Genomic DNA, 317 nt, shown 5'->3' on the forward strand with positions numbered 1-317 from the left:
GCCAGGGTCAGGGTGAGCTCGGGGCCGTTCTCACGGTCGTGTACGACGCCTTCGGCCTCCAGGGGGTGCATGACCACGGCCCGGCTGTCGATGCCTTCGCCCAGCCCCGCTTCACCGGCCAGTTGCCAGTCACCGTCACGGCTCGCGAATCGGCCGAGGTAGTTGAAGCCGATCTGCGCGGTGGGGAGCGCGGCCAGCTCCGGCGCGGTCTCCGGGTTGAGATACCGCAGCATCCCGTACCCCAGACCATCGCCCGGAACCGCCCGTATCTGCTCCTTGACCCGCTTCACCACCCGACCCGCAGCCACCCCACCCAC

1 protein-coding gene is annotated in these 317 nt (G+C 69.7%); it reads right to left on the bottom strand.

Going from position 1 to position 317, the window contains the following annotated elements:
* Nucleotides 1–293, bottom strand: a 293-nt coding sequence (locus FF041_RS23375; protein WP_323392483.1) for a hypothetical protein, incomplete at its 3' end; no start/stop codon positions are given.
* Between the last annotated feature and the right edge of the window lie 24 nt (nucleotides 294–317).

The organism is Streptomyces jumonjinensis, from assembly GCF_009600885.1.
Taxonomy (GTDB): Bacteria; Actinomycetota; Actinomycetes; order Streptomycetales; family Streptomycetaceae; genus Streptomyces; species Streptomyces jumonjinensis.